Annotated in this window: 20 protein-coding genes; 13 read left to right on the top strand and 7 right to left on the bottom strand. The window is 58.6% G+C overall.

Translation table 11 applies throughout. The features are described 5' to 3' along the window. The first annotated feature begins 120 nt into the window (after positions 1-120). From ABNF92_RS05295 to ABNF92_RS05310, 4 genes are all read left to right on the top strand, one after another. Positions 121-3,639 (top strand): indolepyruvate ferredoxin oxidoreductase family protein, encoded by a 3,519-nt coding sequence (locus tag ABNF92_RS05295; RefSeq protein ID WP_349343660.1) that lies wholly within the window; start codon positions 121-123, stop codon positions 3,637-3,639. Beyond that, positions 3,632-4,819: an amino acid aminotransferase gene (locus ABNF92_RS05300; RefSeq protein WP_349343661.1), complete on the top strand. Its 1,188-nt coding sequence runs from the start codon at positions 3,632-3,634 to the stop codon at positions 4,817-4,819. Before ABNF92_RS05295 ends, ABNF92_RS05300 begins: the two co-directional genes overlap by 8 nt. A 55-nt stretch (positions 4,820-4,874) precedes the next feature. Beyond that, the gene (locus ABNF92_RS05305; protein WP_209398610.1) at positions 4,875-6,257 is read left to right on the top strand and encodes a sodium-dependent transporter; all 1,383 of its coding nucleotides are present in this window, start codon (positions 4,875-4,877) and stop codon (positions 6,255-6,257) included. A 139-nt stretch (positions 6,258-6,396) separates the two neighbouring features. Then, positions 6,397-6,816, top strand: coding sequence for a universal stress protein (locus ABNF92_RS05310; RefSeq protein WP_069184187.1), 420 nt, complete (start codon positions 6,397-6,399; stop codon positions 6,814-6,816). 22 nt (positions 6,817-6,838) lie between these two features. On the opposite strand, the gene ABNF92_RS05315 is transcribed toward ABNF92_RS05310, so the two are convergent. Beyond that, positions 6,839-7,699, bottom strand: a complete 861-nt coding sequence (locus ABNF92_RS05315) for a DUF6544 family protein (protein WP_349343662.1) — start codon at positions 7,697-7,699, stop codon at positions 6,839-6,841. A 106-nt stretch (positions 7,700-7,805) separates the two neighbouring features. Between ABNF92_RS05315 and ABNF92_RS05320 the strand changes: the two genes are divergently transcribed. Next, the gene (locus ABNF92_RS05320) at positions 7,806-8,660 is read left to right on the top strand and encodes a PA4780 family RIO1-like protein kinase (protein WP_349343663.1); all 855 of its coding nucleotides are present in this window, start codon (positions 7,806-7,808) and stop codon (positions 8,658-8,660) included. An 18-nt stretch (positions 8,661-8,678) separates the two neighbouring features. Here ABNF92_RS05320 and ABNF92_RS05325 read toward each other — a convergent pair whose 3' ends face one another. From ABNF92_RS05325 to ABNF92_RS05335, 3 genes are read right to left on the bottom strand one after another with little or no spacing between them, the layout of a single operon-like run. Further along, the gene (locus tag ABNF92_RS05325; RefSeq protein ID WP_209398616.1) at positions 8,679-9,149 is read right to left on the bottom strand and encodes a MaoC family dehydratase; all 471 of its coding nucleotides are present in this window, start codon (positions 9,147-9,149) and stop codon (positions 8,679-8,681) included. 27 nt (positions 9,150-9,176) lie between these two features. Further along, entirely contained in the window at positions 9,177-9,632 is a 456-nt protein-coding gene (locus ABNF92_RS05330) for a CopD family protein (RefSeq protein WP_349343664.1), read from the bottom strand. A 35-nt stretch (positions 9,633-9,667) separates the two neighbouring features. After that, positions 9,668-10,339, bottom strand: a complete 672-nt coding sequence (locus ABNF92_RS05335) for an SDR family oxidoreductase (RefSeq protein ID WP_349343665.1) — start codon at positions 10,337-10,339, stop codon at positions 9,668-9,670. 144 nt (positions 10,340-10,483) lie between these two features. On the opposite strand from ABNF92_RS05335, the gene ABNF92_RS05340 reads away from it, so the two are divergent. Both ABNF92_RS05340 and ABNF92_RS05345 read left to right on the top strand, forming a co-directional pair. After that, positions 10,484-11,314 carry a M90 family metallopeptidase gene (locus ABNF92_RS05340; RefSeq protein ID WP_349343666.1) on the top strand — a complete coding sequence of 277 codons (831 nt, stop codon included), beginning with the start codon at positions 10,484-10,486 and terminating at the stop codon, positions 11,312-11,314. Positions 11,315-11,378: 64 nt separating this feature from the next. After that, positions 11,379-11,555 (top strand): DUF2897 family protein, encoded by a 177-nt coding sequence (locus ABNF92_RS05345; RefSeq protein WP_136629612.1) that lies wholly within the window; start codon positions 11,379-11,381, stop codon positions 11,553-11,555. Positions 11,556-11,594: 39 nt separating this feature from the next. Here ABNF92_RS05345 and ABNF92_RS05350 read toward each other — a convergent pair whose 3' ends face one another. From ABNF92_RS05350 to ABNF92_RS05360, 3 genes are all read right to left on the bottom strand, one after another. Then, positions 11,595-12,104, bottom strand: a complete 510-nt coding sequence (locus ABNF92_RS05350; RefSeq protein WP_349343667.1) for a copper chaperone PCu(A)C — start codon at positions 12,102-12,104, stop codon at positions 11,595-11,597. A 146-nt stretch (positions 12,105-12,250) separates the two neighbouring features. After that, positions 12,251-12,589 carry a zinc ribbon domain-containing protein YjdM gene (locus ABNF92_RS05355; protein WP_014576332.1) on the bottom strand — a complete coding sequence of 113 codons (339 nt, stop codon included), beginning with the start codon at positions 12,587-12,589 and terminating at the stop codon, positions 12,251-12,253. A 40-nt stretch (positions 12,590-12,629) separates the two neighbouring features. Beyond that, positions 12,630-13,202 (bottom strand): histidine phosphatase family protein, encoded by a 573-nt coding sequence (locus ABNF92_RS05360; protein WP_291909712.1) that lies wholly within the window; start codon positions 13,200-13,202, stop codon positions 12,630-12,632. A 283-nt stretch (positions 13,203-13,485) separates the two neighbouring features. Here ABNF92_RS05360 and ABNF92_RS05365 point away from each other — a divergent pair, with 283 nt between their 5' ends. From ABNF92_RS05365 to ABNF92_RS05390, 6 genes are all read left to right on the top strand, one after another. Further along, complete coding sequence (locus tag ABNF92_RS05365; protein WP_349343668.1) at positions 13,486-13,938, top strand: YaiI/YqxD family protein; 453 nt, start codon at positions 13,486-13,488, stop codon at positions 13,936-13,938. 102 nt (positions 13,939-14,040) lie between these two features. Further along, on the top strand, positions 14,041-15,843 hold the full coding sequence (locus tag ABNF92_RS05370; protein ID WP_349343669.1) for an ABC transporter ATP-binding protein: 1,803 nt from the start codon (positions 14,041-14,043) through the stop codon (positions 15,841-15,843). 68 nt (positions 15,844-15,911) lie between these two features. Beyond that, positions 15,912-16,685, top strand: coding sequence for an ATP-binding cassette domain-containing protein (locus tag ABNF92_RS05375; protein ID WP_209398639.1), 774 nt, complete (start codon positions 15,912-15,914; stop codon positions 16,683-16,685). 43 nt (positions 16,686-16,728) lie between these two features. After that, positions 16,729-17,610, top strand: a complete 882-nt coding sequence (locus ABNF92_RS05380) for an iron-siderophore ABC transporter substrate-binding protein (protein WP_349344063.1) — start codon at positions 16,729-16,731, stop codon at positions 17,608-17,610. Next, a complete protein-coding gene (gene fhuB / locus ABNF92_RS05385; RefSeq protein WP_349343670.1) occupies positions 17,600-19,630 on the top strand; it encodes a Fe(3+)-hydroxamate ABC transporter permease FhuB in 2,031 nt (676 codons plus the stop codon). Before ABNF92_RS05380 ends, fhuB begins: the two co-directional genes overlap by 11 nt. Beyond that, positions 19,617-20,438, top strand: coding sequence for a (2Fe-2S)-binding protein (locus ABNF92_RS05390; protein ID WP_153634515.1), 822 nt, complete (start codon positions 19,617-19,619; stop codon positions 20,436-20,438). The genes fhuB and ABNF92_RS05390 overlap by 14 nt, the downstream gene beginning before the upstream one ends. Positions 20,439-20,666 lie beyond the last annotated feature (228 nt).

A 20,666-nucleotide genomic window follows, 5' to 3' on the forward strand; every position in this document is an offset into this window, starting at 1 on the left:
TTATTGTCATTTATCAAAGAACCTTTCGCAAACTCTCAAAACCCTCACCCAATAAGCAAGCACCTTTTGCGGACTTCCCTCTAGAATTTTGGTCATAAAACGCACAAAAAGGAGGGCGCCATGTCCGCCGATACCCCCCAACTCGACAATTACAAACTCGAAGACCGTTACTTGCGGGAATCCGGCCGGGTTTTCCTGACCGGCACGCAGGCCCTGGTTCGAATTCCCCTGATGCAGGCCGCCCTGGATCGAAAACAGGGATTGAACACCGCAGGCATGGTCAGTGGCTACCGGGGCTCCCCCCTCGGTGCCGTCGATCAGGCGCTCTGGCAGGCCAAGGGCCTGCTGGACGAGAACAGGATCGATTTTGTTCCCGCCATCAACGAGGATCTCGCCGCTACGATCATGCTGGGGACCCAGCAGGTGGAGACCGATGAAGACCGGCAGGTGGATGGGGTTTTCGGCCTCTGGTATGGCAAGGGCCCGGGCGTCGATCGGGCCGGCGATGCCCTGAAACACGGCACCACCTATGGTTCTTCGCCTCATGGCGGTGTGCTGGTCGTGGCGGGTGACGACCACGGGTGCGTGTCGTCGTCCATGCCCCATCAGTCCGATGTGGCGTTCATGAGCTTCTTCATGCCAACCATCAACCCCGCCAACATCGCCGAGTACCTGGAGTTTGGCCTCTGGGGTTATGCCCTGTCCCGATACAGCGGCTGCTGGGTCGGCTTCAAGGCGATCTCGGAAACCGTGGAAAGCGCGGCGTCTGTGGAAATCCCGCCGGAACCGGATTTCATCACGCCGGATGACTTCACCGCCCCGGAAAGCGGTTTGCATTACCGTTGGCCGGATCTGCCCGGCCCCCAGCTGGAAACCCGGATCGAGCATAAGCTTGCGGCCGTTCAGGCCTTTGCCCGGGCTAACCGCATCGACCGTTGCCTGTTCAATAACAAACAAGCCCGCTTCGGCATTGTCACTACCGGCAAGAGCCATCTGGACCTGCTTGAAGCCCTGGATCTGCTGGGCATTGATGAAGACAAGGCCCGGGACATGGGGCTGGATATCTACAAGGTTGGCATGGTCTGGCCCCTCGAGCGTCGCGGCATCCTGGATTTCGTTCACGGCAAAGAAGAAGTCCTGGTGATCGAGGAAAAGCGCGGCATTATTGAGAGCCAGATCAAGGAATACATGTCCGAGCCGGACCGCCCCGGCGAGGTTCTGATCACCGGCAAGCAGGACGAACTGGGCAGACCGCTGATCCCGTACGTTGGCGAGCTGAGCCCAAAACTGGTTGCCAGCTTCCTGGCCGCCCGACTCGGTCGCTTTTTCTCGGTGGACGTCAGTGAACAGATGGCTGAAATCAGTGCCATGACCAACGCCCAGGATCCGGGCGGCGTCAAGCGTATGCCCTATTTCTGCTCCGGCTGCCCCCACAATACATCCACAAAGGTGCCGGAGGGGAGCAAGGCCCTGGCCGGCATCGGCTGCCACTTCATGGCATCCTGGATGGGCAGAAACACCGAATCCCTCATCCAGATGGGTGGCGAAGGCGTCAACTGGATTGGCAAGAGCCGCTATACCGGCAACCCCCACGTTTTCCAGAACCTGGGTGAAGGCACCTACTTCCACTCCGGTTCCATGGCGATTCGCCAGGCGGTGGCCGCCGGCATCAACATTACCTACAAGATCCTGTTCAACGACGCCGTGGCCATGACCGGCGGTCAGCCCGTGGACGGGCAGATCACCGTCGACAGGATTGCCCAGCAAATGGCAGCAGAAGGGGTAAAGCGGGTTGTCGTGCTTAGCGATGAGCCGGAGAAGTACGATGACCATCATGATCTGTTCCCCAAGGATGTCACCTTCCACGATCGATCCGAGCTCGACCAGGTGCAGCGTGAATTGCGCGACATCCCTGGTTGCACCGTGCTGATCTACGACCAGACCTGTGCTGCCGAGAAGCGCCGCCGGCGCAAGCGCAACCAGTTCCCGGATCCGGCCAAGCGGGCCTTTATCAACCACCATGTGTGCGAAGGCTGTGGCGACTGCTCGGTACAGTCCAACTGCCTATCGGTTGTACCCCGCAAGACGGAACTGGGGCGCAAGCGGAAGATCGACCAGTCCTCGTGCAACAAGGACTTCTCCTGCGTCAACGGCTTCTGCCCCAGCTTCGTTACCATTGAAGGCGGGCAGCTACGCAAATCCCGGGGTGTGGATACCGGCTCCGTGCTCACCCGCAAGTTGGCTGACATTCCAGCTCCAAAATTACCGGAGATGAGCGGCTCCTACGATCTGCTCGTGGGCGGTGTCGGCGGCACGGGCGTGGTAACCGTGGGACAGCTGATCACCATGGCCGCCCATTTGGAATCCCGCGGTGCCTCGGTACTGGATTTCATGGGCTTCGCCCAGAAAGGCGGGACGGTACTGAGCTACGTGCGCATGGCACCTTCCCCGGACAAGCTCCATCAGGTGCGGATCAGCAATGGCCAGGCCGATGCGGTCATCGCCTGCGATCTGGTCGTAGCGTCTTCCCAGAAGGCCCTGAGCGTGCTCCGGCCAAACCACACACGGATTGTCGCGAACGAGGCGGAACTGCCGACTGCCGACTACGTGCTCTTCCGCGACGCCGATATGAAGGCCGACAAGCGCCTTGGGCTACTGAAGAACGCCGTGGGCGAGGATCACTTCGACCAGCTGGACGCCAACGGTATCGCTGAAAAACTGATGGGCGACACCGTGTTCTCCAACGTGATGATGCTCGGTTTTGCCTGGCAGAAAGGCCTGCTGCCCCTGTCAGAGGCGGCTCTGATGAAAGCCATCGAACTCAATGGCGTCGCCATCGACAGGAACAAGGAAGCCTTCGGCTGGGGCCGTCTGGCAGCCGTGGATCCGAGCGCTGTCACCGATCTGCTGGACGACAACAACGCCCAGGTGGTCGAGGTTAAGCCCGAACCAACCCTGGACGAGCTGATCAACACCCGTCACAAGCATCTGATCAACTACCAGAACCAGCGCTGGGCCGACCAATACCGGGACGCCGTTGCCGGAGTCCGCAAGGCCGAGGAAGCCCTCGGTGAAACCAATCTTCTGCTGACCCGCGCAGTGGCCCAACAGCTGTATCGGTTCATGGCCTACAAGGATGAGTACGAAGTGGCCCGACTGTTTGCCGAAACCGACTTCATGAAAGAGGTCAAGGAAACCTTCGAAGGGGATTACAAGGTTCATTTCCACCTCGCCCCGCCACTGCTCAGCGGTGAAACCGATGCCCAGGGTCGCCCGAAAAAGCGCCGTTTCGGCCCCTGGATGTTCCGGGCTTTCCGACTTCTGGCCAAACTTCGCGGCCTGCGAGGAACCGCAGTGGACCCGTTCAGCTACTCCGCAGACCGCAAGCTTGATCGCGCCATGCTGAAGGACTACCAGAACCTGGTTGCGCGAATTTGCCGTGAACTCAATGCCAGCAACTACGAAACCTTCCTGCAACTGGCAGAACTGCCCGCTGATGTCCGGGGCTACGGTCCTGTCAGGGAACAAGCTGCAGAGAGCATCCGTGAAAAACAGACACAGCTGATCAAGGCTCTCGACACCGGTCGCCCGACGCTGATCCGCACGCAACAGGCCGACAAGGAGGCAAACCATGTTTGAAGCGCTCCAGCCCCTGCCCCAGGATCCGATCCTGAAACTGATGCAGACCTTCCGCGAGGACACCCGGCCGGACAAGGTAGATCTGGGCATCGGAGTCTACAAGGATGATGCCGGCAATACGCCCATCATGGCCGCCGTGCATGAAGCAGAACGTCGCCTGCTTGAGGGAGAAACCACCAAGAGCTACGTGGGGCCTGCCGGTTCTGCCGGCTTTAACAGTGCCATGGCGGAGTTGATTCTGGGCAGCGACAGCCCGCTGATCCGGGACGGCCGTGTATCGGTAATACAGACGCCGGGTGGCTGCGGCGCATTGCGCATGGCCGCCGAATTCCTTCGCCTGTGCAAGGCGGATACAAAAGTCTGGGTCAGCACGCCCACCTGGGCCAACCACCTCCCCCTGCTGGGTGGCGCTGGCATGACCATTCGCGAATATCCCTACCTCAATCCACAGACGCTGCAGGTAGACTTCGGCGCCATGCTGGAAACCCTGGAAGAGGCCGACGCGGGCGATGTGGTGCTGCTACACGGTTGCTGCCACAACCCGTCTGGCGCCGACCTGAGCTTGGCCCAGTGGCAGGAAGTGACCAGCCTGATCCAGCGTAAGGGCCTGTTGCCCTTTGTGGATATGGCCTATCAGGGCCTTGGCGAGGGCCTGGATGCAGATGCGGCGGGCCTGCGGCATCTGGCCAGTGCGGTACCGGAAATGCTGGTAGCAGCGTCGTGCTCCAAAAACTTTGGACTTTATCGGGAGCGCACCGGCGCTCTCGCATTGATTTCGGGAACAGCATCGGTGAACGCAGCTGCCACCAGTCAACTGCTCAGCGTTATCCGGTCCCACTATTCGATGCCGCCCGCCCATGGTGCCGCGATTGTGGAGACCATCCTCGGCGATGACGGCCTGCGATCCCGGTGGCAGCAGGAGCTTGACGGCATGTGCGAGCGCATCCTGCACCTGCGCCACGCCTTTGCTGACGCATTCGCGCCGGTGGGAGACTTCAGTTTCATCGCCCGTCAGCGGGGCATGTTCTCGTTCCTCGGTATCAGCCCCGAGCAGGTTAGCGAATTACGCAAGGAGCATGGCATCTACATGCTCGACAGCAGCCGCGTGAATGTCGCCGGCCTGAATGGCCGCGTTTTGCCACAAGTCGCTTCAGCACTGAGCGAGGTGCTCGGCAAGTAATTACTGTTGAGACAATAACCATCAATCCGACAAAAACAATTAGCCGGAGAAAAGAATGAGTGAGAGTACCCAACCACACCAGCAGGCCAACAACCTCTGGTCTTCACGGATGGCTTTTATCCTGGCCGCTGCCGGCTCGGCGGTAGGCCTCGGGAACATCTGGAAGTTTCCATACATTACCGGAGAGAACGGCGGCGGCGCCTTCGTTCTGATCTACCTGGCCTGCATCTTCCTGATCGGCGTGCCGGTTCTGATTGCCGAGACCATGATTGGCCGCCGGGGCGGACAGAGCCCTGTAGCGACCATGCGCACCCTGACCAAAACCGAAGGCACCGCCAGAGGCTGGAGGGCGATCGGCTGGAATGGCGTTATTGCCTCGTTCCTGGTGCTGTCTTTTTACGCCGTAATTGGCGGCTGGGCGCTGGTCTATATCGGCAAGGCTGCAACCGGACTGTTCACCGGTGCCGATGCCGAGGCCATTGGCGGCCAGTTCGGCGGGTTGCTGGCCAATCCCTGGGAACTGCTGATGTGGCATTCCGTGTTCATGGCCATCGTCGTGTTTATCGTCGGTCGGGGCATTCGCTCCGGGCTTGAGAAAGCCGTGAACATGCTTATGCCATTGCTGTTCGTGCTGCTGATTGCGATGGTGATCTACGCCATGAACAGCGGCAGCTTTGGCCGGGCCGTGAGTTTCATGTTCTCGCCGGACTTCAGCAAGCTCACCACCGCTGGTGTTCTGACCGCCCTGGGTCACGCAGCATTCACCCTGAGCATCGGCATTGGTGTTCTGATGGCCTACGGCTCTTACCTGCCAAAGACGGTGAATATTGCCAGAACCGCCATGACCATTGCCGTTCTGGACACCAGCGTCGCCCTTCTTGCGGGACTCGCCATCTTCCCGCTGGTGTTTGCCAATGGCCTGGAACCTGGCGCCGGCCCCGGCCTGATTTTTGTAACCCTGCCATTGGCGTTTGGCCAGATGAGTGGCGGTGCCCTGTTCGGCACCATTTTCTTCGCACTGCTACTGGTAGCAGCCATCACGTCGGCCATTTCCATGTTGGAGCCGGTGGTGGAGTGGCTGGAGGAACACAAAGGCGTCAGCCGGGCGAAAAGCGCGCTTGGTGGTGGCCTCGCGATCTGGTTTATCGGTATCGGTACCGTGCTGTCGTTCAACGTCTGGGATAGCGTGCATCCGCTCGGCTTCATCCCGTTCTTCGAGGGCAAGACGGTGTTCGACCTGCTCGATTTCCTGGTCTCCAACCTGATGATGCCACTCGGCGGGCTGGCCATTGCCCTGTTTGCCGGATGGGCAATGAAACGTGAAGGCCTGCCGGCCGATATTGGTCTGCAGGGAAGCAGCTACAGGGCATTCATGTTCATTCTTCGATACCTGACGCCTGCGGGTATCGCCGTGGTGTTTCTTTACAACCTGGTGTAACGGTAACCAGGCACCTTAGACCGCAAAAGCCCGGTGAACTTCACCGGGCTTTTTTTGACATACCTGAAAGGGTACTGCCAATCTGGGTTCAGGACAGAAGACCAAGGTTCTGCATCTCAGGCGGAAAAGGAGAACTCGTATGTACAGCAAGATACTCGTTCCGGTCGACCTCGCCCATACCGATAAAATGGTCAAGGCGCTCAATACCTCCATTGATATTGCCAAACACTACAACGCCACCCTGTGCTACGTAAGCGTGACAAACAGCACCCCGGGAGCGGCTGCCCATAACCCGAAAGAGCTTGCCGAGAAGCTGAGTGTGTTCGCGGAAGAGCAGGGGAAATCCCATGGGATCGACACCGACAGCATGGTGATTGAATCTGCTGATACGGCCGTAGAGCTTGATGACAAGTTGCTTGAGGCGATCAAAACAACCGGCACTGACCTGGTGGTGATGGCCTCACATCCTCCGGGAATTGGCGACCGGCTACACATTCTCCACTCGAACGGCGCCAATATCGTCAAACACAGTGATATTTCGGTATTTGTTGTTCGTTAAAGATAGCGGGGCATCCGGGGCCCTATTCCGGGTGCCCGATTGCGTCATGCTTCGGAAATTCGATGTCCGCTACGCTTGCAATGAAGAAAGGAAAATAATTTTCCGTGGCGAAGAAGTTCCCGGCTTCCACCCGGGTCGGTAAATGAAACCCGTCAAACTCCCGAAACTCTGACAGGTAGCCGCCAAAGGGCTGCAAGCGATGGACTTTTTCCGAATTCGCGTTGGTCCACCTGTCAAAATTCACCTGGAGCGGCCGGCCGTCCTCGGCCACCACAACATCCACGGCCTGCTCCATACCGTTATGACGGACAATCACGCGCGCCGTATTGACATCAACAAGCTCCCACTTGACCCCCTGGCCCGGCAGCAGGGCTGCGGGTGTCCAGAATACCGACTCTGCCACATAGCGACCGAAAGCCGAACGGGTGTGATCCGCATCACCGCCCATCCTGGCCACTGGCAACAAACCCATCAGCCAGAACCGCGTCCACTTTTCGGTGTCTGAGCCAGAAACCCTCAGGGCGCCACGGCTGGCACCCATCTTCCACACAAAGCCTTCGGGCATGGCCAGAACCTGTGAGGCCTGCATATCCATGTAGTCGGGCGACTCCCGATTGCCCATGCCAAACTTCCCGGTCATCGATATCCGCGCCACGGTATACAGAGGTGTACCAGGCTGAATGGTGTACCGGAAATAGCGCTGGGCAGGCTCCGGCAGTCCCTCCAGAAGAGAAACATCAAAGCGCTCTGGTGCAGTTGGTTGCAGAGCCGCCAACCTGGCCATGGCGGCATGATCCGAAGCGTGGTCGGTCTGGCGCCAGAACCAGAGGGCCAAGGCAGTCGCGACCAGCACAATCAACAGGATCAGGAAAAAGATTTTCATGTAAGCTATGCTCCGTAGCAGTCATTGTCCCTGCCCTGCCCAGATCCAGCCTTGTTCCAGATCAATCAACGCGGCTGGCCGACTCACTTTCCGCCTGAAAGGTTTTATGAAAGTGCCGAAGAGATTACAACCGCTTGTGGATGACGGCATGGTGGATGAGGTGCTCTACCAGCTGATGAGCGGTAAGGAAGCGCAGGTTTATGTGGTGCGCTGTGGCAATCAGACCCGCTGCGCCAAGGTTTTCAAGGAAGCCGCCAAGCGAAGCTTCAAGCAGGCGGTGGAGTACCAGGAAGGTCGAAAGGTCCGGAACAGCCGACGGGCCCGTGCCATGAGTAAGAAAACCAGGTACGGCCAGAAGGAGCAGGAAGGTGCCTGGCTTAACGCCGAGGTAGACGCCCTCTACCAGCTAGCCGCGGCCGGCGTCCGGGTTCCCGAGCCACTGGGCTTCGTGGACGGTGTACTGCTGATGGAGCTGGTGACGGATGAAGATGGCCGGGCCGCGCCCAGGCTGGATGATGTTACGCTCTCCCCGGAACAGGCCCGCGACTTCCACGGCCAGATTATCCGCGAGGTCGTCCGCATGTTGAGTGCCGGTCTTATCCATGGGGATCTCTCGGAATTCAACGTTCTGATCGATGCCAACGGACCAGTCATCATTGATCTCCCCCAGGCAGTCAATGCAGCCGGGAATAATAACGCGGAGCGCATGCTGGAGCGCGATGTGGAGAATATGCGCCGGTATTTTGGCCGATTCGCGCCGGAACTTTTGAATACCGATTACGGCAAGGAGATCTGGGCGCTCTACGAGTCAGGCGACCTGCACCCGGACAGCAAGCTCACCGGCTGCTTCCAGCACGATGATACCGCTGCCAACGTTGACGAACTGATGGAAATCATCGATGCGGCAAAAGAGGAAGAATGGGAGCGACAGGAACGCATGAGGGACGCCGAGGAGGACTGAGGCCTCGGCCGGCGCTGGTCAGCCAGCAGAGGCGGTTTTCTCTTCGCTGATCATTGCTGACATCACCTGCTGTTCCCTGGGCCCCGGAAGAACACCCGTCAACCAGGCTTCGATGACCGGCTCTCCGTGTTGATTCGAGAGAATCGCTTCGGCCCGGGCCCGATTACGCTCATCCACCTCGGTGATGGTGAACACACAGGTGATGGTATCGCCAAAATACACCGGCCGGCGGAAGCGAAAATTCATGCCGGACGCCAGCCAGCCGATCTGCCCGCCCACTTCCGTGATCATTCCTCCAACCAGCAGGCCATGGCAGATTTTTCCCTGCAGATTCTTCGCTTGCGCGAATTCATCGCTGTAATGGACCGGATTCTGATCGCGACTGATCTCGCCGAAGTAAAGAGTCTCTTCTTCAGTGAAGGTGCGCACCAGAGTGAACGAATCCCCGGTTTTCAGGCCGGCAATGGCTCTCTTTCGAATATCAGACATGATATCGGCCCCTCATCGCCCAGCCGGTCACAGGTACCGACCGCCAGACCCTATCGCGACCACAATCAGGCCGAGGATCAGATTGATGCCGACCAGCCGACGGATTTTTCGCACCTGAACACCACCAGCCTGGGGATCCTTGTTTGCCACCGCCTGCTTGAGCCGCCGGAAAGGCGCAAAATACACGTGGAAGTAGATCAGCATCATCACGAGGCCGAGCGTCTGCATGGCGTGGATGTGCCAGCCAGCACCAGCCATACCGCCAAACACACTGAAAATCATCCAGTAACCGGTGACCAGGAGCAAAACAACCGAGAGCCACACCCAGCGAAAGAATCGCTCAAGAGTTTTCGACCACAAAAGACCACGCTGGGAGGCTTCTACAACCTCAACAACGGCCGGGCGCATCGCCATGTAGGCGTAGAACATGCCGCCAACCCAGATCACTGCGGAAAGAACGTGCAGTGCAATTGCCAGACTCATCTGAATAATCCTTCCAATTAAAGTAAGCCGCTAATCTACCACGGCAGTTCTTCGCCATTGCTATGCCAGAATGACCCCGTGTTATCGAGGGTCAGGCCATCAATGCGTTCTGCCAGGCCCTTTGCCGATTCCTCGGGAGTGATCAACCCGCCAAAATTCACCATGCGGGTTTTAACGTAGCCCGGATGCAATTGTGCCACGGCGATACCCCGGGGCTTCAGATCCATCGCCAGGGACTTGCCGAAGGCATTGAGCGCTGCCTTGGAGGCGCGGTACCCGTAGCGGCCGCCGGAGTCATTGTCTGCGATAGAGCCCATGCGGCTGGTAATGTTGGCGATTTTGCCTCCCGAGGGAATCTGGTCAACCAGCGCTTCAGCCACCCTAAGCGGGGCATAGGCGTTTATTTCCATCTGCGTTCGAATGGAATCAAAGTCGATGCTGCCCAGCTTCTCATCCTGAAGCAGACCGGCATTATTGATCAGCAGGTCGATGTGCTCGCCTTCCAGTCCAGCCACGAGTCTTGCCACGCCCTCATCAGTCGTCACATCAACTCTGTCAATGATCCGCGCCGCGACCTCTTTCAGCTCCGGCGAAGCTTCCCGACACACGCCGATCACCGAACAGCCGCGGCTTGCGTACAGCCGGGCAAGCTCCAGACCAATGCCCCGGTTTGCTCCGGTGATCACAACAATGGAATTATCCGACATATCAACCTCCTTGACGATGAGTGCAGCCCAATCAGCTTTACATCCCCTGCGTTCGAGAACAACCAGCAATACGCAACCTCGCCCCTTGCAGATGGGGTTTTTCTGTAAGATAGGGCTAACCCATTAACGCTCGCCGGGAGCGCCATGTCAGCAGCACTTGTTTTCGCAGTCTTTGCAGTGACCCTGATCGCGGCCACCACTTTTTACCTCTTTTTTTACCGTACCTGGCGGAGAGAGAGGGAACTGAGAGCCCCCTTTCCAGCCCCGTGGCGCCATCATCTTGAGGAGAGCGTGCCGCTTTACCGGCAGCTTCCTGAAACCCTGAAGCAGACGTTGGAGCAGCGGGTACAGCTTTTTCTCGCCGAAAAAGAATTCTATGGCTGTGACGGCTTTGAAGTGGACGACAGGGTTAGAGTGACCATTGCTGGCCACGCCTGCCTGCTCATTCTTGCCCGCCCATACTCGGACTTTGACGAGGTAAGCAGCATTCTGGTCTATCCCGACGCCTATCATGTCAGAGACATTGAAAGCGACGGACTGGTTGTCAGCGAAAGCCACGAAATACGTGCCGGCGAGGCTTCAAGCCGGGGTCAGGTGGTTCTGGCCTGGAAAGAGTGTGAGGAAGCCGCCAGGAATCGGCACAGCAGCCACAACGTGATACTCCATGAATTCGCCCACCAGCTGGATTATCTCGACGGCACCGCGGACGGTGCGCCACCCCTCAGCGGTGAACAGGCCAGGCACTGGCAAACGTCGATGACCCACGCCTACGAACATCTCAGGCACACCCTGCATCACCACCAGAAGCCATGGCTTGACCCCTACGGTGCCACTGAACCGGCCGAATTCTTTGCAGTACTGACTGAGGCGTTTTTCCAGCAACCGAGTCATCTCAAACACGAGCAGCCCGAGGTTTATGCGGCACTGCAAGGGTACTACCGGCTGGACCCGACAACCCTCTGGCAAGATGCCTGACGGTTGTGACAGATGAACGCGTGGTCCACTATGTAGTAAACGGGATCAATTGAGGGAGGTAGACATGCCAGCCATAGGATGGGTCTTCATAATTCTCGCCCTGGCCTTGATCGTCGGCAGCCTGCTGATACTGCGTGACAGTGCACACAGCATGAAAATCTCCGATGAAAAAATGAAGAAGATTCAAGCCAGGAAGGCCGAGATCGAAGCTGAGGAAAGCGCCGAAGACAAGGAGTGGTAGCCCGGTCAGTAGTCTTCAGAACCAAGCCGGGCAGATACGTCAGTGCCCGCTGTGGTCCATTTCCTTGCCGGAGTGGTCCATACTCTGTTTCTTCATCACCTCGCCATCCAGCGGTTCAACATTGAGCTCAACCTGCATTTCTTGCGCACCCTCAAAACGCAGGGTCAGCGGAATGCTCTCTCCCTCGCGCAACGGGCTTTCCAGTTTTTCCAGCATCAGGTGAAAACTGTGGGGCTTCAACTCAACCGTAGTGCCCGCAGGTATGGGTAGCCCATCTTTTACCGGCGCCATACGCATCACACCATCGTGCATGCTGGTTTCATGAATCGAGACGTTGCCTGCCCGCGGGGTCGCAGCACCTACCAGGGAGATATCACTGCTGCCATTATTGGAGATACTCATATATCCGACTCCCATCGGGGTACCGGGCGGTGTGGGCCGGCTCCAGGGATGATCGACCGTCACAGGACCCTGGCTGTAATCATGGGCCATGGCTGCAGGCGCCACCAGAGCCAATGCCAGCAAAAACACACTCAGGCAGTACTTCATTTCCGGTATTCCTTGTCGATGATGTCGGGGTACAGAATAGAAAGTCAGTCCCATGCATCCAAGTTTTTCAGTGCGACAAATAGCCGCAGATAATCCGGAGAATCACCAACGGAGACAAAGACAGAACCCGGACGCAACGCTGGGAATCAGGCCTTCTTGACGAATTCCGACTTCAGTTTCATGGCACCAATCCCGTCGATCTTGCAGTCGATATCATGATCGCCGTCCACCAGGCGGATATTCTTTACCTTGGTGCCGACTTTAACCACGGAACTGGAGCCCTTTACCTTAAGATCCTTAATGACCGTAACCGTATCACCATCCTGAAGCTCATTGCCGTTGGCGTCGCGAATCATCTTCGCGGCGTCTGCCGCCGCAGCCTCCGCCTCAGACCACTCATGCCCACACTCGGGACAAACCAGTTGAACGCCGTCCTCATAGGTGTACTCGGAACTGCACTGCGGGCATGGGGGAAGCTGCGACATTATCATTTCCTGTTAATTAAATGAGCGCAGCATTATACCATCAACGCCCGGGCGAGACGCGCGCCAGCACCGTAGGATCTTCCGACAAAGGCAAGGCGATAATAGCCCCCTCGTTCGACGACGGGAAAATCCCGGTCAGGCCCGTGATGTTCACCTGATGGGACACAAGAATAACCGGCGCGCCTTCTTCGAGCTGGTTCACCAGAGTAATCGTCTGCCGCGTCTGAGTCGGCCCGTCACCACGATTCCGGAAAAACGAATTCAACGACGGCCACTCCGTCACCTCACCCATGTTCATTCCGGTAGCGGTATCCATACAGCGACACCACTGACTGCTGAAGACCCGCGCTTCGGTAATCCCATGGTCCGCCAGAAACGGCTTCCACGCCCGGGCCTGTTCCCGACCGGTATCGTTCAGATTCCGCTGGGTGCTGCAATCGTTGATATCAAAGTTGCCCGGATCACCGGTTCCAGGCGCCAAGGCATGGCGGAGCATCAGAACCGCTCGTCCCTCTCGCAGGGCATCCCAGGCTTCTTCGTTGTTATCGGCAGCGGAAACGCTGAAACACAGGGCCCCAGCCAGAAAGACAGTTATTAGAAATCGAACACACATAGTTGCTACCTCCCCAAAAGATCCAAACGTGCTGTAGGAGTCGCGGATGAACTGAAGATGCCCGATAGAGGCATTGGGAGCCCCCTTCCAAAAATGTTGAAGGCCAAGGATGGCCTGAAACAAGCGCACATGGACGTGCTCGTAGCGGTTTTTGGAAGGGGGCTCCCAATGCCTCCAGCACCAATGTCCGCAGCCCTATGAGAGATACGCGGGCAATATCTATCAGGCTCATATCAACAACAGGTAAACTCTGCACAGAACCACGCAAACAGAAGGAACCACCATGCCAATCTGGGTCGACGCCGACGCCTGCCCCGTCCCAATCCGGGAAATCCTCTGCCGCGCCGCCACCCGCTGGCAAATCGACACCACCTTCATCGCCAACCACGCCATCAACCTTCCCCCAAGCCCCTACATCAAGCGACGCCAGGTCCCCCATGGCTTCGATGTCGCCGACAACGAAATCATGGACCAGATTCAGGAGGGCGACCTGGTGATCACCCAGGACATACCACTGGCCGCAGAGGCCATCGAAAAAGGCGCCGACGTGTTCAACCCCCGCGGCCAGGCCTTCACCAAAGAGAACATCCGCCAGCGCCTGGCCATGCGAAACTTCATGGAAGAAATGCGCAACGCCGGTCAGGTCACCGGCGGGCCAGCCCCGTTCAGCCAGACCGACCGCAAGGAATTTGCTGACAAACTCGACCGCTGGCTCCAAAGAAACGCCCGCAGGTGATAATGATTCTATTTTAAAACCAAGACAGATCCGCTACCCTTCCCGCCTTACTATTTGCAGGCTTACCTCTGGCCTGCCTGATACACGGGAGAGAAGCGGAGTATGTCCTCACACAGCCACAAAACCACCAGCAGTTTTGCTGCCCTGGCTCGCCTACTCAGATACGCCCGGGGATATCGCCGGCAGATCATCGCCGCTACAACCTGCTCGATCATCAACAAACTGTTCGATATTGCCCCTGAAATCCTGATCGGCGTCGCCATTGATGTGGTCGTCAACCAGGAAGAAAGCTTTGTGGCAGGCCTGGGCTTTGAAACCGCTCAGGAACAGATCACCATTCTGGCGGTACTCACCTTCTTTATCTGGGCCGGTGAATCCCTGTTCGAATACCTGTTCCAGATCCTCTGGCGCAATCTGGCCCAACGACTGCAATCGGATCTGCGTCAGGACGCCTACGAGCATGCCCAGCGCCTCGACATGAGCTTCTTCGAGGCCCGCAGCTCTGGTCAGCTGGTGGCCACCATGAACGACGACGTCAACCAGCTAGAGCGCTTCCTTGATGGTGGCGCCAACGCGATGATTCAGGTTCTGGTGACCGTCGTTGCCGTGGGCGCCGTCTTCTTCGTACTCTCACCGCTTATTGCACTGCTGGCCTTCACACCCATTCCCCTGATTATCTGGGGCGCCTTCTATTTCCAGCGCAAAGCCGGGCCGCTTTATGCCGACGTTCGGGAAAAAGTGGGCGACCTGTCCAGCCGTCTGGCGAACAACCTGGGCGGCATTGCCACCATCAAGAGCTTTACCGCCGAACAGCGGGAAGCCAAACGACTCAAGGAGAGCAGCGAAGCCTACGTAGAGGCCAATCGCCGAGCCATCCGTATCAGTTCCGCGTTTATTCCTGTCATCCGGATGGCTATCCTCGCCGGCTTCCTGGCCACCTTTACGGTGGGCGGCATGATGGCCCTCGAGGGCAGCCTGAACGTGGGTGCCTATGGCGTGCTGGTATTCCTGACCCAGCGCCTGCTCTGGCCGCTGACAGGCCTTGCCGAGGTGATTGACCTGTTCGAGCGTGCCATGGCAAGCACACGCCGGATTCTGGACCTTCTGGCCGAACCCGTGCACGTTCGTGATGAGGGCGGGAAGGCCCTCGAGGCACCGGTAAAAGGCAACGTTGAGCTGGACAAAGTAAGCTTTCACTATCCCTCCAGCGGCGCCGGTATCCGGGATATCAGCCTGACCGTGCCAGCGGGCAACACCCTTGCGCTGGTGGGCGCTACCGGCTCCGGCAAATCCACCCTGATCAAGTTGCTGCTCCGGTTCTACGACCCGAGCAACGGCGAAATCCGCATCGATGGCCAACCCATTCGGGACCTCAGCCTGAATTCCCTGCGCGGCTCGATCGGGCTGGTGAGCCAGGATGTCTATCTATTCGAGGGCACGATCCGGGAAAACCTGGCTTACGGGAATCCGGCTGCCACCGATGCCGACATCATCGATGCCGCAAAAACCGCGGAAGCCTGGTCCTTCATCGAAGCCCTGCCGGAGGGTCTGGATACACCGGTAGGTGAACGCGGTGTTCGTCTGTCGGGAGGACAGCGGCAACGCCTCTCGCTGGCGCGGGCATTGCTGAAGGACCCGCCCATTCTGGTACTCGATGAAGCCACCAGCGCCGTGGACAACGAAACAGAGGCCGCCATCCAGCGATCCCTGAAGCGCATTGGCCATAACCGGACCGTGATCATGATCGCACATCGGCTCTCCACGATCGTTGACGCCGACTCCATTGCGGTCATTGAAGGCGGCAAAGTGCTTGAACAGGGAACTCACCGGGAGCTGCTGGAACAGGATGGCGCCTACGCCAACCAATGGCGAGTGCAGACCGGTCAGATCCAGGCTGCCGTTTAACGATATAAATATTGATAGTGATTCGCATTTAAATTATCCTGCAGGCCCTCAGAATTCCGGGAGCCTGCATGCCTGTTTTTTTTGACGTTTCCAATCTCGGTGTTCGTATTGGCGACACCACCATACTGCAAAACCTCAACCTCGGTTTCGTTGAGGGTGAGGTGACAGCCCTGCTCGGGCACAACGGCTCCGGCAAGTCTACACTGCTCAAGGTGCTTGCCCGCCAGCTTGCGCCGGCCTCAGGTGAAGTACAGCTGCTGGGAAAATCTTTCCGGAACACAGGGGCCCGGGAGTTTGCCCGCAATGTAGGCTACCTGCCCCAGCATCCCCCGGGCACTGATGGTTTGACAGTTCGCGAGCTGGTTGCCCTGGGCCGTTACCCCTGGCGCGGGCCCCTGGGCCGCTATAACGACGAAGACCACCAACTGATTACCGGGGCTATCGACGACACCGGGCTCGGAGCCTTCCAGCATCGCTCCGTGGACACACTCTCTGGTGGTGAACGCCAGCGCGCCTGGATTGCCATGCTGCTGGCCCAGCAAACCCGATGCCTGCTTCTTGATGAACCCATATCGGCCCTGGATGTAAAACATCAGGTTGAAACCCTGCGCCTGGTACATCGTCTTGCCGAACAAAGGGACCTCACGGTTGTCGTTGTGTTGCACGATGTGGATCTTGCGGCACGATTCTGCGACCGCCTGGTGGCCCTGAAATCCGGGCAGCTTGTGGCCGATGGCAGCCCCCGTGAAATCATGGATTCCGGCATCCTGGAATCCATTTATGGCGTACCCATGGGGGTGATGGAGCGGGCGCCCGGCCAGTGGGTGTCCTATGTTCACTAGGCCTGTCTCGGGGGTTCGATTCTGCTTCATACTTCTTGTGGGTATGCTGCCAGTGTTTGCCAGCGCGGAGACATGGCAGCATGAGCAAGGCACGCTCAGCCTGGATAAAACCCCGCAACGTGTTATTGCCCTGAACTGGGCAGCGACAGAGGCGCTTTTGTTACTCGGGGTGACTCCAGTTGGCGTTGCCGATCGCGACGGCTACAGTGTCTGGGTCAAGGAACCGGAACTTCCCGAGGGCGTGGCCAACATCGGTACCCGGGTGGCGCCGAGCCTGGAAGCCATCGCCGAACTCAAGCCAGACCTGATCGTCACCAGCTCCGAAATGGCACCCGCCGCTAACCTCCTTGAACGCATTGCGCCGACCTACGTTGTCAGTGTTTACAAAAAAGGCTCCAACCCCTACGAAAAAGCCAGCGATATGCTCACCACTCTGGGCGACATGCTGGACCGAGAGGAACGCGCCGCAGCTGTTCTCAACGACATAAACCGGACTCTGCAGACTCAGCGCCGTCGTCTTGAGAATGCCAACCTCACCGAGCGGCCGGTGGCGCTGGTGAATTTCCTGGACGACCGCCATGTTCGCGTTTATGCGCCAAACGGTCTTTATCAGAGTGCCCTCGAGGCCCTTGGTCTTGAAAACGCCTGGTCCCAGCCCGGTAATTATTGGGGTTTCTCGGTCGCTGGGCTTGAGGCGCTCGCGCCCTATCAGGACACCCGGATTGTTGTCATTGCTCCGACCCTGCCCGGGTTGTCCGACACCCTGGCAGACAGCCCTTTCTGGACCTATCTGCCGCCTGTTCAACGCGATCAGGTGTACCAGATCGATCCGGTCTGGCCGTTCGGAGGCGTCTTCCCCGTCAAGCGGCTGGCGACGTTACTGGCTGATAGCCTGATAGCAGGAGGTTCAGACAATGTACGCTGAATCCGCAAACAGCCCTGTCGGTCGCCCCTCCCTGCCAGCAAGGTTGCCGGTGGCTGCGGCGCTGATCTGGTTTTGCGCCTTTCTCGCAAGCGCTGCACCCTGGTTTGACCAGCTCAATGCCGCCGATCTGATCGCCGCCTTCTGGACGTTCGAAGCCAATGATTACGCGTCGGTACTCGCCCACTTCAGCTGGGCACCGCGGGTCGCCATGGCCGTCCTGATTGGTTGTGGCCTTGGCCTTGCGGGCGCGGTTACCCAGCAGATCCTGGGCAACCCCCTGGCCTCACCCACAACGCTGGGTGTTGAAGCCGGTGGTCAGTTCGGCATAACGGTCGCGACCCTGTTCTTCCCCGGCTTGCTGGCTCTTAGCCCGGATCTGGCGGCAGTCTCCGGTGGCTTTCTGGCCATCGGGCTGGTTATCGCACTCACCTGGCGCCTGGGCTTTTCACCAGTCACCGTGATCCTGGCCGGTCTTGTTGTCACCTTTTTCCTGGGCGCAGTAAACATGGCGTTCCTGCTGCTCAAGGGAGAGTGGCTAGGAAACCTGTTTATCTGGGGCGCCGGTTCCCTGGTCCAGAACAACTGGCAACCGTTCACGGATCTCTGGCCCCGGGTGCTGGTGCTGGGAGTATTCATGATTCTGTTGATGCGCCCGCTTCAGGTTATGCAACTGGGGCAAACCTCCGCCCGCTCCCTTGGCGCCAAGGTTGGCCTGATCCGCGTCCTGGCCCTGTTTCTGGTTGTAATGATGAGTGCCACTGTGGTGAGCCGGGTCGGCGTCGTGGCGTTTATCGGTCTTGCGGCACCGGTACTGGCGAGACTGCTGGGGGCCCGCACCCTGTCTGAACGGCTGATCTGGAGCAGTGTTCTGGGCGCTGGCCTGCTGTTACTGGCGGATACGCTTGCCCATTGGGCATCCACGTGGGGTGACGGGTCTCTGGTGCCAACCGGCACCACCACCGCCCTGATCGGCGGGCCGATCATTCTGCTGGCTCTGCAAGGCTTGAAGAATACCCATCATATGCCCGGGCAGGACGACAGCCCCGCCGGCTTCCTGCCGAAGCGACGTTCCAGCCTTGTGATCGGTGGGGCCCTAGCCATGCTCCTTCTGATCACCATCTGCATCTCTATGGCCTGGTCCCCCGGGCTGACCGAGTGGAGCTGGACTCCGATCACCCAGTGGCACGAGGCCTGGGTCTGGCGTGGCCCCAGGCTCATGGCTGCAATTCTTGCTGGCGTGGCCCTGGGCCTTGCTGGAACATTGATCCAGCGCATGACAGGCAACCCCATGGCCAGCCCGGAACTGCTAGGCATCAGCGGCGGCGCGGCGGTGGTCATGGTCATGATTGTCCTGTTCGGCGCCGACGTCGGCCGGGGCGGACAGCTGGGTGCAGCCACCCTCGGCGCTGGAGCGGCTCTGGGTTTATTGATCTTGCTGGCTCGCAAGCACCGATTTGCCGGTAACCAGCTGTTACTTGGCGGGCTCGCTCTGTATGTTTTTATGGACGCTGGCCTTCGCCTGGTGATGGCTTCCGGTGGCACGGTGGCCTCGCAGCTTCTCAACTGGATGTACGGTTCCACCTGGCTGGTCTCGGAAGCCGAGGCTCTCGGCCTGTTGGCGCTCATCGTGTTGATCTCGGCCAGCCTGCTGGTGATTATCCGGCCCCTGAGCATTCTTCCCCTGGGAGAGACATCGGCCAGCTCACTGGGTTTGCCGGTGACAAAAGTGCGTCTGCTTTTACTTCTGTTGGCCGCATTACTGACTGCGTCGGCAACGGTCGTGATCGGCCCGCTGAGTTTCGTGGGCCTCATAGCTCCTCACCTCGCCCGGGTACTGGGCCAGCAGACCGTTGGACGGCAGCTCGTTGTCGCAGCCCTTGCCGGTGGCCTGTTGCTGGGAGTAGCCGACTACCTGTCACGAATTGTGGTTTACCCAAACCAGCTTCCGGCGGGGCTTCTGGCAGCCCTGGTCGGCGGCCTGTACTTCCTCTGGGGGTTGAGTCGCCATGGCAGAGCCTGACCACAACTCCGGGATCGGCCCATGGGCCCGGCTTTACAACCACCTTCTGAGCCAGTCAGAACTGAACAGGGAATTGGTCCTGAATGAGGCGCTGAGACCTGCCGAAGACGAGCGCAGCAGCGTATTGTCTTTGGCCCAGTGCCTGGAGCAACCGTCGCTACTACTTGACCAGGTTGGCACCGACTATCCGGACAACACCGGCACCCGGGCCGCACGTGCGTTGGTTTCTGTGCTGCAGCAGGATCTGGCGCTCAGCGTAATTGCGCCGCTGACCCTCAGACTGTTCCGCGATGGCCAGACGCCTTTGCCGGACGCCAAACGAATCTTCCTGGCCCCCATGGACCAACAGTCGCAAACAACGTCCCGTTGGTTTCAGATGCCAGGCGGGGAAATGGCTGGTGAGAGGACTTTCGTCCAGTCGGTAGGAGAAATAACCGCACAATGGTACCCGGTTTTCAGACGCCAGCTGGGCGTCAGCCCTGGCGCTTACTGGAGCAGCATCGGATTGGGATTGGGAGCACCTTTTTCAGCCGTGTGGAACCTGGCAGAGCCCCATGCGCTGTGCCAATTGGCGCAGGGCTGGCTGGAGCAGTTTCAGAACGATGCGAACCGGTTTATCGACTGGATTCCGGCCGTGTTCGGTGAGCAGGCCACGGCAATCCCCCAGCGCAGAGGGTGTTGCCTGAAATATCTCTTGCCGGAAGGCGGTTATTGCGGCACCTGCGGCGTGCATCGTAAGGAACGACTGGCCACACTCATGCCCCAAGAGCGGTCGACAAAGCCAGCCCAATGGCCGCAAGGCCAATAAGCACACCTGCGCCTGCCGCCAACTTCAAACCCTCAATCATTTCCTGTTCGGGTGCCATTCCCTTTTCTCCCGCTCTGAACTGAACCAACTCTATGCAACTTTAATGCGAATAATTGTTATTTGCAATAATGGGTCAATGATCCGTAATTGACCCGGCGCCCTATACATTCTCTGTCTGGGGTATGCCTCGGCGACGCCGGCTTCAACTGCTACTCTGAATGTTCTGAT

The sequence above is a fragment of the Marinobacter sp. MMG032 genome, assembly GCF_040112695.1.
Taxonomy (GTDB): Bacteria; Pseudomonadota; Gammaproteobacteria; order Pseudomonadales; family Oleiphilaceae; genus Marinobacter; species Marinobacter salsuginis.

Bases quoted from the DNA above. Each gene is read 5' to 3' on its own strand.
- ABNF92_RS05295 (WP_349343660.1), top strand. From the start codon at position 121: ATGTCCGCCGATACCCCCCAACTCGACAATTACAAACTCGAAGACCGT.
- ABNF92_RS05300 (WP_349343661.1), top strand. From the start codon at position 3,632: ATGTTTGAAGCGCTCCAGCCCCTGCCCCAGGATCCGATCCTGAAACTG.
- ABNF92_RS05305 (WP_209398610.1), top strand. From the start codon at position 4,875: ATGAGTGAGAGTACCCAACCACACCAGCAGGCCAACAACCTCTGGTCT.
- ABNF92_RS05310 (WP_069184187.1), top strand. From the start codon at position 6,397: ATGTACAGCAAGATACTCGTTCCGGTCGACCTCGCCCATACCGATAAA.
- ABNF92_RS05315 (WP_349343662.1), bottom strand. From the start codon at position 7,699: ATGAAAATCTTTTTCCTGATCCTGTTGATTGTGCTGGTCGCGACTGCC.
- ABNF92_RS05320 (WP_349343663.1), top strand. From the start codon at position 7,806: ATGAAAGTGCCGAAGAGATTACAACCGCTTGTGGATGACGGCATGGTG.
- ABNF92_RS05325 (WP_209398616.1), bottom strand. From the start codon at position 9,149: ATGTCTGATATTCGAAAGAGAGCCATTGCCGGCCTGAAAACCGGGGAT.
- ABNF92_RS05330 (WP_349343664.1), bottom strand. From the start codon at position 9,632: ATGAGTCTGGCAATTGCACTGCACGTTCTTTCCGCAGTGATCTGGGTT.
- ABNF92_RS05335 (WP_349343665.1), bottom strand. From the start codon at position 10,339: ATGTCGGATAATTCCATTGTTGTGATCACCGGAGCAAACCGGGGCATT.
- ABNF92_RS05340 (WP_349343666.1), top strand. From the start codon at position 10,484: ATGTCAGCAGCACTTGTTTTCGCAGTCTTTGCAGTGACCCTGATCGCG.
- ABNF92_RS05345 (WP_136629612.1), top strand. From the start codon at position 11,379: ATGCCAGCCATAGGATGGGTCTTCATAATTCTCGCCCTGGCCTTGATC.
- ABNF92_RS05350 (WP_349343667.1), bottom strand. From the start codon at position 12,104: ATGAAGTACTGCCTGAGTGTGTTTTTGCTGGCATTGGCTCTGGTGGCG.
- ABNF92_RS05355 (WP_014576332.1), bottom strand. From the start codon at position 12,589: ATGTCGCAGCTTCCCCCATGCCCGCAGTGCAGTTCCGAGTACACCTAT.
- ABNF92_RS05360 (WP_291909712.1), bottom strand. From the start codon at position 13,202: ATGTGTGTTCGATTTCTAATAACTGTCTTTCTGGCTGGGGCCCTGTGT.
- ABNF92_RS05365 (WP_349343668.1), top strand. From the start codon at position 13,486: ATGCCAATCTGGGTCGACGCCGACGCCTGCCCCGTCCCAATCCGGGAA.
- ABNF92_RS05370 (WP_349343669.1), top strand. From the start codon at position 14,041: ATGTCCTCACACAGCCACAAAACCACCAGCAGTTTTGCTGCCCTGGCT.
- ABNF92_RS05375 (WP_209398639.1), top strand. From the start codon at position 15,912: ATGCCTGTTTTTTTTGACGTTTCCAATCTCGGTGTTCGTATTGGCGAC.
- ABNF92_RS05380 (WP_349344063.1), top strand. From the start codon at position 16,729: ATGCTGCCAGTGTTTGCCAGCGCGGAGACATGGCAGCATGAGCAAGGC.
- fhuB (WP_349343670.1), top strand. From the start codon at position 17,600: ATGTACGCTGAATCCGCAAACAGCCCTGTCGGTCGCCCCTCCCTGCCA.
- ABNF92_RS05390 (WP_153634515.1), top strand. From the start codon at position 19,617: ATGGCAGAGCCTGACCACAACTCCGGGATCGGCCCATGGGCCCGGCTT.